1 protein-coding gene is annotated in these 244 nt (G+C 60.7%); it reads right to left on the bottom strand.

Annotation, left to right across the window (positions count from 1 at the left end; translation table 11 throughout):
- Window positions 1-244 (bottom strand): P1 family peptidase (locus tag PXJ20_RS33150; protein ID WP_421057541.1); only part of this gene is annotated, 244 nt, incomplete at both ends.

Below are 244 nucleotides of genomic sequence, written 5' to 3'. Positions count from 1 at the left end.
CACCGCCATCGCCTGGATATCGTTCAGATGGCCATCGTTGCACTCGAACACGAACGGATTGACGGTAGACCATTGCCGGCCGATCTCCGGATGGCAGTTTATCGCCGCGCGTATCTGAGACGCGGCGATGGCGCCCACGGAAAACGTATTGGTGAGCGCGATCGGTGTTTCGAGCACGCCTAGCTCCTGCAGTTGCACGAGTCCGATGCTTTTGCCGAAGCCGTTGATGACCGTCGCGGCCGCC

Source organism: Paraburkholderia sp. A1RI_3L (assembly GCF_048957895.1).
Classification (GTDB): domain Bacteria; phylum Pseudomonadota; class Gammaproteobacteria; order Burkholderiales; family Burkholderiaceae; genus Paraburkholderia; species Paraburkholderia kururiensis.
Note: the sequence above shows the minus strand (reverse complement) of the source record. Positions and strands in the feature narration are given on the sequence as shown.